The organism is Rhodococcus sp. NPDC057135, from assembly GCF_042670865.1.
GTDB lineage: Bacteria > Actinomycetota > Actinomycetes > Mycobacteriales > Mycobacteriaceae > Rhodococcus_F.
The window spans coordinates 1-5,497 of record NZ_JBHUUU010000036.1; the positions used below are offsets into that span (position 1 = coordinate 1).

The window sequence follows — 5,497 nt, forward strand, 5'->3', positions numbered from 1 at the left end:
CTCGACAGGGTGTGGGAGAGTAGGACACCGCCGAACACAATTTAACGACAAGCCCCCCAACCATTCGTGGTTGGGGGGCTTTCTCGTACCCAAAAAAGCACCCCCACACCATCCCCAAACCGCCCCCGTCTTCGAGCGAACGGCACTTCCGTCGCCTCTAACGAGATGAACGTACCGTTCACCCGATCACGGTAGGGGTCAGAATGACGGCGCCACGAGTGCTGCCGACGGATTACTCGATTCCGTCGGCGGTGGCTGTTGCATACTTCGGCCGGCCGGTGGGCAGATACCGCTGAATCGTCACACCCTTTGGAGTGGCTCGCGATTCGGCCAGCTCGAGTGCGATGTCCGGTCCGGAGTCGGGAAAGAGTCGCGTGCCCTGGCCTAGGACCACCGGCACGATCAGCAGGATCATCTCGTCGACGAGATTGTTCGCGAGAAGCCAGCGGCACAAGTTGCCACTGCCGTGCACCTGAAGCTCACCGCCGGGTCTGGCTTTCACTTCGCCGATCGCGGTGGCGGTGTCACCTGTGAGCGCGGTCGTGTTCTTCCATTGTGGATCGGTCAGCGTCGTCGACGCCAAATACTTCGGCCGCGAATTCAAGGCGCTAGCAATGGGGTTGACCTCCGGATTCTCGAACGTGCCCCAATAGTCGGCGAAGATGTCGTAGGTGCGTCGGCCGAACAGGAACGCGTCAGCACGCTGGTAGACCTGGACGAGGAAAGTCATCGCTTCGGTGTCCACCAACGGCGCGGACCACCCGCCGCGCTCGAATCCACCACGCCGATCTTCGTCCGGCCCACCGAGTCCTTGCATCACCCCGTCGAGAGTGACGATGGTAAAGGTCGTCAGTTTCATAGTCGTACCCATCTCCCAGGCGTCGTCGGATTTCAGCTGTTCCGATATAGACCGACGAGAAGTGGGAAAGTCATCGAGCGAACGTGGCGTTCGTCGCCTTGGATCGACCGAAAGTGCCGTTCGCTCAGGGCAGGGCAGGGCAGGGCAGGGCAGGGCAGGGCAGGGCAGGGGTTGGGAGTTCAGGGCTGAACGGGGACCGAGTCTGCCGGAGCGGCCTCGGACTCCAGGGCGTCGCAAGGAATCGCGAGCTCGGTCTGTTCGAGACGGCCACGAAGGGTGATGTTCTCGGTGATCGACCAGTGGGCAGCTTCGGCGCTGTCAGCGGCAGCCACAGCCCTTCCTGACGCGGCGAGGTTACCCGGAACCGTCTTGGCGACCTCCGACAGGCGCGCTGCTTCGTTGACCGGATCACCGATGACGGTGTACTCGAATCTTTCTCGCGCACCGACGTTTCCGGCAACGGCAATACCCGCAGCGACGCCGATCCCCGCGCTCACTTCCGGAACTTCGGCACGCAGGCGCTGTTGAATCTTGCGGGCGGCGGCAAGTGCACTGCCGGCATGATCGTCGAGTGTTGTCGGCGCTCCGAAGATCGCCAGCGCTGCGTCGCCCTCGAACTTGTTGACGAATCCGCCGTGAGCATCGACCTCGTCGACGATGACGTCGAAGAATCGGTTGAGTAGAGCGACCACCGCGGTCGGGGAGTTGGTGGCCGCGATGGTGGTCGAACCGATGACGTCGACGAAGAGAACGGCAACGTCACGTTCTTCCCCGCCGAGCTCCGGGTTGCGGCGGACCGCGTTTGCGGCAACCTCGTGTCCGACGTGGCGCCCGAAGAGGTCGCGAATTCGCTCTCGTTCGCGCAGTCCCTCGGCCATGCGATTGAAGCCGGTCTGCAGCAGCCCCAGCTCGGTTCCGTCGTACACGACGACGGACGCGGTGAGGTCACCACGGGTGACTTGTTCCATGCCTCGTCGCACAGACCGAATGGGAGCCGCGGCGGACCGAATGTTGATGTACGTCAGCCCGAGTCCGACGCACAGCGTGATCCCGCCGATGACGAGGATCGCGGTCGCGAGTGCTTGCCACGAAGCGGGTCGGATGAAGCTGAAGACCGCTACGAGCATCAAGCCGGTGACGGGGACTCCGCTTCCGAGCAGCCAGACGAGGATTGTCCGCCCGGTCAGTCCGAGAACGGCAGCCTTGCGGGGTGCTCCGGATTCGAGTGCACGCGCAGCAATCGGGCGGAGTGCGAACTCGCTGAGCAGGTAGCAGAAGGCACATGTGGTGATACCGCTGAAAGCCACGGTGAACAGAACTTTCGGAATGGTGTCGGGGTCGACGATTCCGTACATGGTCGTGAAGGTGATGAGCGCGGCAGTCCACAGGACGGCTTGCACTCGGGTCAGTCGCCACGGCCCGCGCAGCGCCGCGCGTTGATTCTGCTCTGTCGGTGGGTGATCCTCGGTGGCCCACCGAAGATCCCGCATCAGCCGTTTGGTGCCCCACAGAAGTCCGATGAGAAAGACACACCCGATGAAGACGGGCACGGCAATGAAGTTGATCCACGCGAATTCGGGGTGGATGATCTCGGGTCCGGGAACCACGAATCCGACGAGCACGATCGCCAGTACCGCTCCGATCAGGTTGGTGACCAGGAGAGGGGCGGTCAGTAGTGCCTGGACGCGGATTCGGCGGCGCCTGGGGCTTTCGTCAGTGGATCCGAGCAGCCACGACCCCAGGGGCGCACTCGGGACACGGCTTCGCTGCATAGTGTGTCGAGAGTAGTCGTAATGATCGCTTAGGGTGGTCCGGTGCGCCTAGTTATTGCTCGTTGCCGTGTCGACTATGTGGGACGCCTGACCTCCCACCTCCCTACCGCAAGACGACTGCTGTTGGTCAAGGCCGACGGCTCGGTCAGCATTCATGCCGACGATCGGGCGTACAAGCCGCTCAACTGGATGAGTCCGCCGTGCTGGTTGGTCGAGACCACCGGAGACGGCGACGACGTCCTGTGGGTCGTCACCAACAAGGCAGGCGAGGAACTCCGGATCACTCTCGAAGAGGTCGAGCACGATTCGTCGTATGAACTCGGTCTCGATCCGGGTTTGATCAAGGACGGTGTCGAGGCACACCTTCAAGAACTTTTGGCGGAGCATGTCGAGACGCTCGGCCCCGGCTACACCCTGGTACGACGCGAGTACATGACGGCCATCGGGCCGGTCGACCTTCTGGTCCGTGACGCGGACGGCGCCTCGGTGGCGGTGGAGATCAAGCGGCGCGGCGAGATCGACGGTGTCGAGCAGTTGACGCGCTACCTGGAGTTGCTCAACCGCGATCCGCTCCTCGCACCGGTCACGGGAGTTTTTGCAGCGCAACAGATCAAGCCGCAGGCAAAGACTTTGGCGAACGATCGTGGAATCCGCTGCCTGGTCCTGGACTACGAGGCCTTGCGCGGCACCGAAAGCACCGAGTTCCGACTCTTCTGACGCTGTTTAGACTCGAACCATGCCGCGCCGCAAACCTTCGCCGAAGCAAACCCGTCGAACGGATCCTCGGCGTACTCAGAACTCGAGCGCTGAGTCGGCGTCACCTGGCGGTGTGTTGTTCGGCGGCGCGCTGGTCCGGGAGGAGCCAGGGCCGGGCGGTGAAATGTACATGGTGCGGCCGATACCCGGCTCCAACGCGACGAAGTTCTACCGGTGCCCCGGCTGTGATCACGACATCAGGCCGGGAGTCGCACACGTGGTGACCTGGCCTTCGGAACCGGGCGGCGCGAACGAGCGTCGGCACTGGCACACCGGGTGCTGGTCAGGCCGCGGAACTCGCAGCCTGACCAGGCGGTGGTCCTGAGCGCCGATCAGTTCCTGGACTGGGCTCGCTGCTCGACGGCGCGGGTGTCGATCTCGGCGGTGTTGGTCTCGTCCGAGTCCTCGAGAACGTCGTCTTCGTCGATACTCGGTTCTGCGTCGACCTTATTTGCGTCGGCCTTCTTGTCTTCGATCTCGAGATCTTCCTCGGCTTCGACGATGACCGGAGCAGGCGGTGAATCGAGAAGTTCGCTCTCGCGATTGACCGATGCGAGCATGGCCGGAACCGAATCGAGTTGTCCGCGAATTCCCAAGAGCTGGGCCAGGATTCGGCCGCGGAGAACGCGCAGTTCTTCGGTGAGTTCCTTCGCGTGAGCGATCTTGCGCTCGGATTGATCCGTCGCGGCTTGCAGCCTGCGCTGAGCTTCGTGCGACGCATCGGCGAGTCGACGCTCGGCCTCTGCCTTGCTCGACGACTCCAATTCGTTGACGGCGGCGACGACCTTGGCGCGGCGCTCCGACATCGAGATGTCGAAGTCTTCGCGGATCTGAGTGCGCTTGGCCTCGGACTCGGCAGCCAGTCGATCCCGCTCGGCCTGTGCAGCTTCGACGATCCGGGCGGCTTCGGTGCGGGCCTGCGCCATGGTCTGCTCGTGCATGGTTTCCATCGCGTTGCGACGGTCCTCGAGTTCGGCGATCAACGACTCGTAGTGCCCACGTAGGCGGGCGCCGTCCTGTTCGGCGATGGAGGTCATCTCGGCTGCGTCGGCCTCGGCCTTCGCGCGAACCTCCGAAGCTTCATCGGAGGCAAGGCGGAGCATGCGGCTGATGCGATCGCTCATGCCCTCCGCAGTGGTGGGCGGAACGGAGAGACGGTCGACGTCCTTGCGGAGGTCGTCGATGTCGTCGCGTGCATCGTCGAGCTGCTTGGCAAGATCGCGGGCCTGCGCGGCGGCAGCATCACGATCGGCTGCTGTAACGCGCAGCTCCGCGTCGAATCGCTCGAAGTAGTTACGTACCTCGTCGCGGTCGTATCCCTTCCGTGCGATCTGGAACGGAAGTTGGATCGAACCGCGGTCCTGCTCGTATGCCATGGCGACAATCTACCTGGCATACGAGCTGGAGTCGGGTCTGCTAGTGGCTCGCGTCGGGTTCGACCAGTTCCACGAGGACGCCGCCGGCATCCTTGGGATGAATGAAGTTGATGCGCGAGTTGGCCGTACCGCGTCGGGGAGCGTCGTACAGCAACCGAACACCGCGGTCGCGAAGCTCGGCGGAGATCGCGTCGATGTCGGTGACTCGGTAAGCGAGCTGCTGGAGTCCGGGGCCGCTTCGGTCGATGAACTTGGCGATGGTCGAGTTCTCGTCCAGCGGCGCGAGCAGCTGAACGGCAGTGGATCCGGCGGGGGAGCCGACGACGGAGAGCATGGCCTCACGCACGCCCTGCGATTCGTTGATTTCCTCGTGGGTCGACACCATGCCCAGGTGCTGCGTGTACCACGCGATTGCCACGTCGAGATCGGGCACCGCGATTCCGACGTGATCGATCGCGACGACGAGGTCGGAGGACAAAGGCGCGAGTGCAGAACTGGGGGAGGTCTGTGTCATACCTTTCACGGTAGCGCTACCGTTTGAGGAGTACACGTCGGGATGTGACTTGGCTCTTAGGCCGCACGGAACCGACGACTATGTCTCTTTTGCAGCCGGAGGAAATCGTGACCAGTTCTGTGATTGTTGCGGGAGCTCGTACCCCGATGGGTCGACTCCTCGGATCGTTGAAAGACCTCTCCGGGTCCGACCTCGGCGGCATCGCCATCAAGGGCGCCCT

At 63.2% G+C, this 5,497-nt stretch carries 6 protein-coding genes; 2 read left to right on the plus strand and 4 right to left on the minus strand.

Annotated features, from left to right (window positions below):
- Positions 1 to 232 precede the first annotated feature (232 nt).
- Together ACFT1A_RS30865 and ACFT1A_RS30870 are read right to left on the minus strand one after the other, a co-directional pair.
- Positions 233 to 859, minus strand: coding sequence for a dihydrofolate reductase family protein (locus ACFT1A_RS30865; RefSeq protein ID WP_378450097.1), 627 nt, complete (start codon positions 857 to 859; stop codon positions 233 to 235).
- A gap of 179 nt (positions 860 to 1,038) precedes the next feature.
- Positions 1,039 to 2,631 (minus strand): adenylate/guanylate cyclase domain-containing protein, encoded by a 1,593-nt coding sequence (locus ACFT1A_RS30870; protein ID WP_378450098.1) that lies wholly within the window; start codon positions 2,629 to 2,631, stop codon positions 1,039 to 1,041.
- Between the two features lie 42 nt (positions 2,632 to 2,673).
- Between ACFT1A_RS30870 and nucS the strand changes: the two genes are divergently transcribed.
- Positions 2,674 to 3,348, plus strand: coding sequence for an endonuclease NucS (gene nucS / locus ACFT1A_RS30875; RefSeq protein ID WP_064444085.1), 675 nt, complete (start codon positions 2,674 to 2,676; stop codon positions 3,346 to 3,348).
- A 19-nt stretch (positions 3,349 to 3,367) separates the two neighbouring features.
- Positions 3,368 to 3,712 (plus strand): ATP/GTP-binding protein, encoded by a 345-nt coding sequence (locus ACFT1A_RS30880; RefSeq protein WP_378450099.1) that lies wholly within the window; start codon positions 3,368 to 3,370, stop codon positions 3,710 to 3,712.
- A 7-nt stretch (positions 3,713 to 3,719) separates the two neighbouring features.
- Here ACFT1A_RS30880 and ACFT1A_RS30885 read toward each other — a convergent pair whose 3' ends face one another.
- Together ACFT1A_RS30885 and mce are read right to left on the minus strand one after the other, a co-directional pair.
- Positions 3,720 to 4,763, minus strand: a complete 1,044-nt coding sequence (locus tag ACFT1A_RS30885) for a hypothetical protein (RefSeq protein ID WP_378450100.1) — start codon at positions 4,761 to 4,763, stop codon at positions 3,720 to 3,722.
- Between the two features lie 40 nt (positions 4,764 to 4,803).
- On the minus strand, positions 4,804 to 5,277 hold the full coding sequence (gene mce / locus ACFT1A_RS30890; protein WP_037131968.1) for a methylmalonyl-CoA epimerase: 474 nt from the start codon (positions 5,275 to 5,277) through the stop codon (positions 4,804 to 4,806).
- Positions 5,278 to 5,497: the final 220 nt, after the last annotated feature.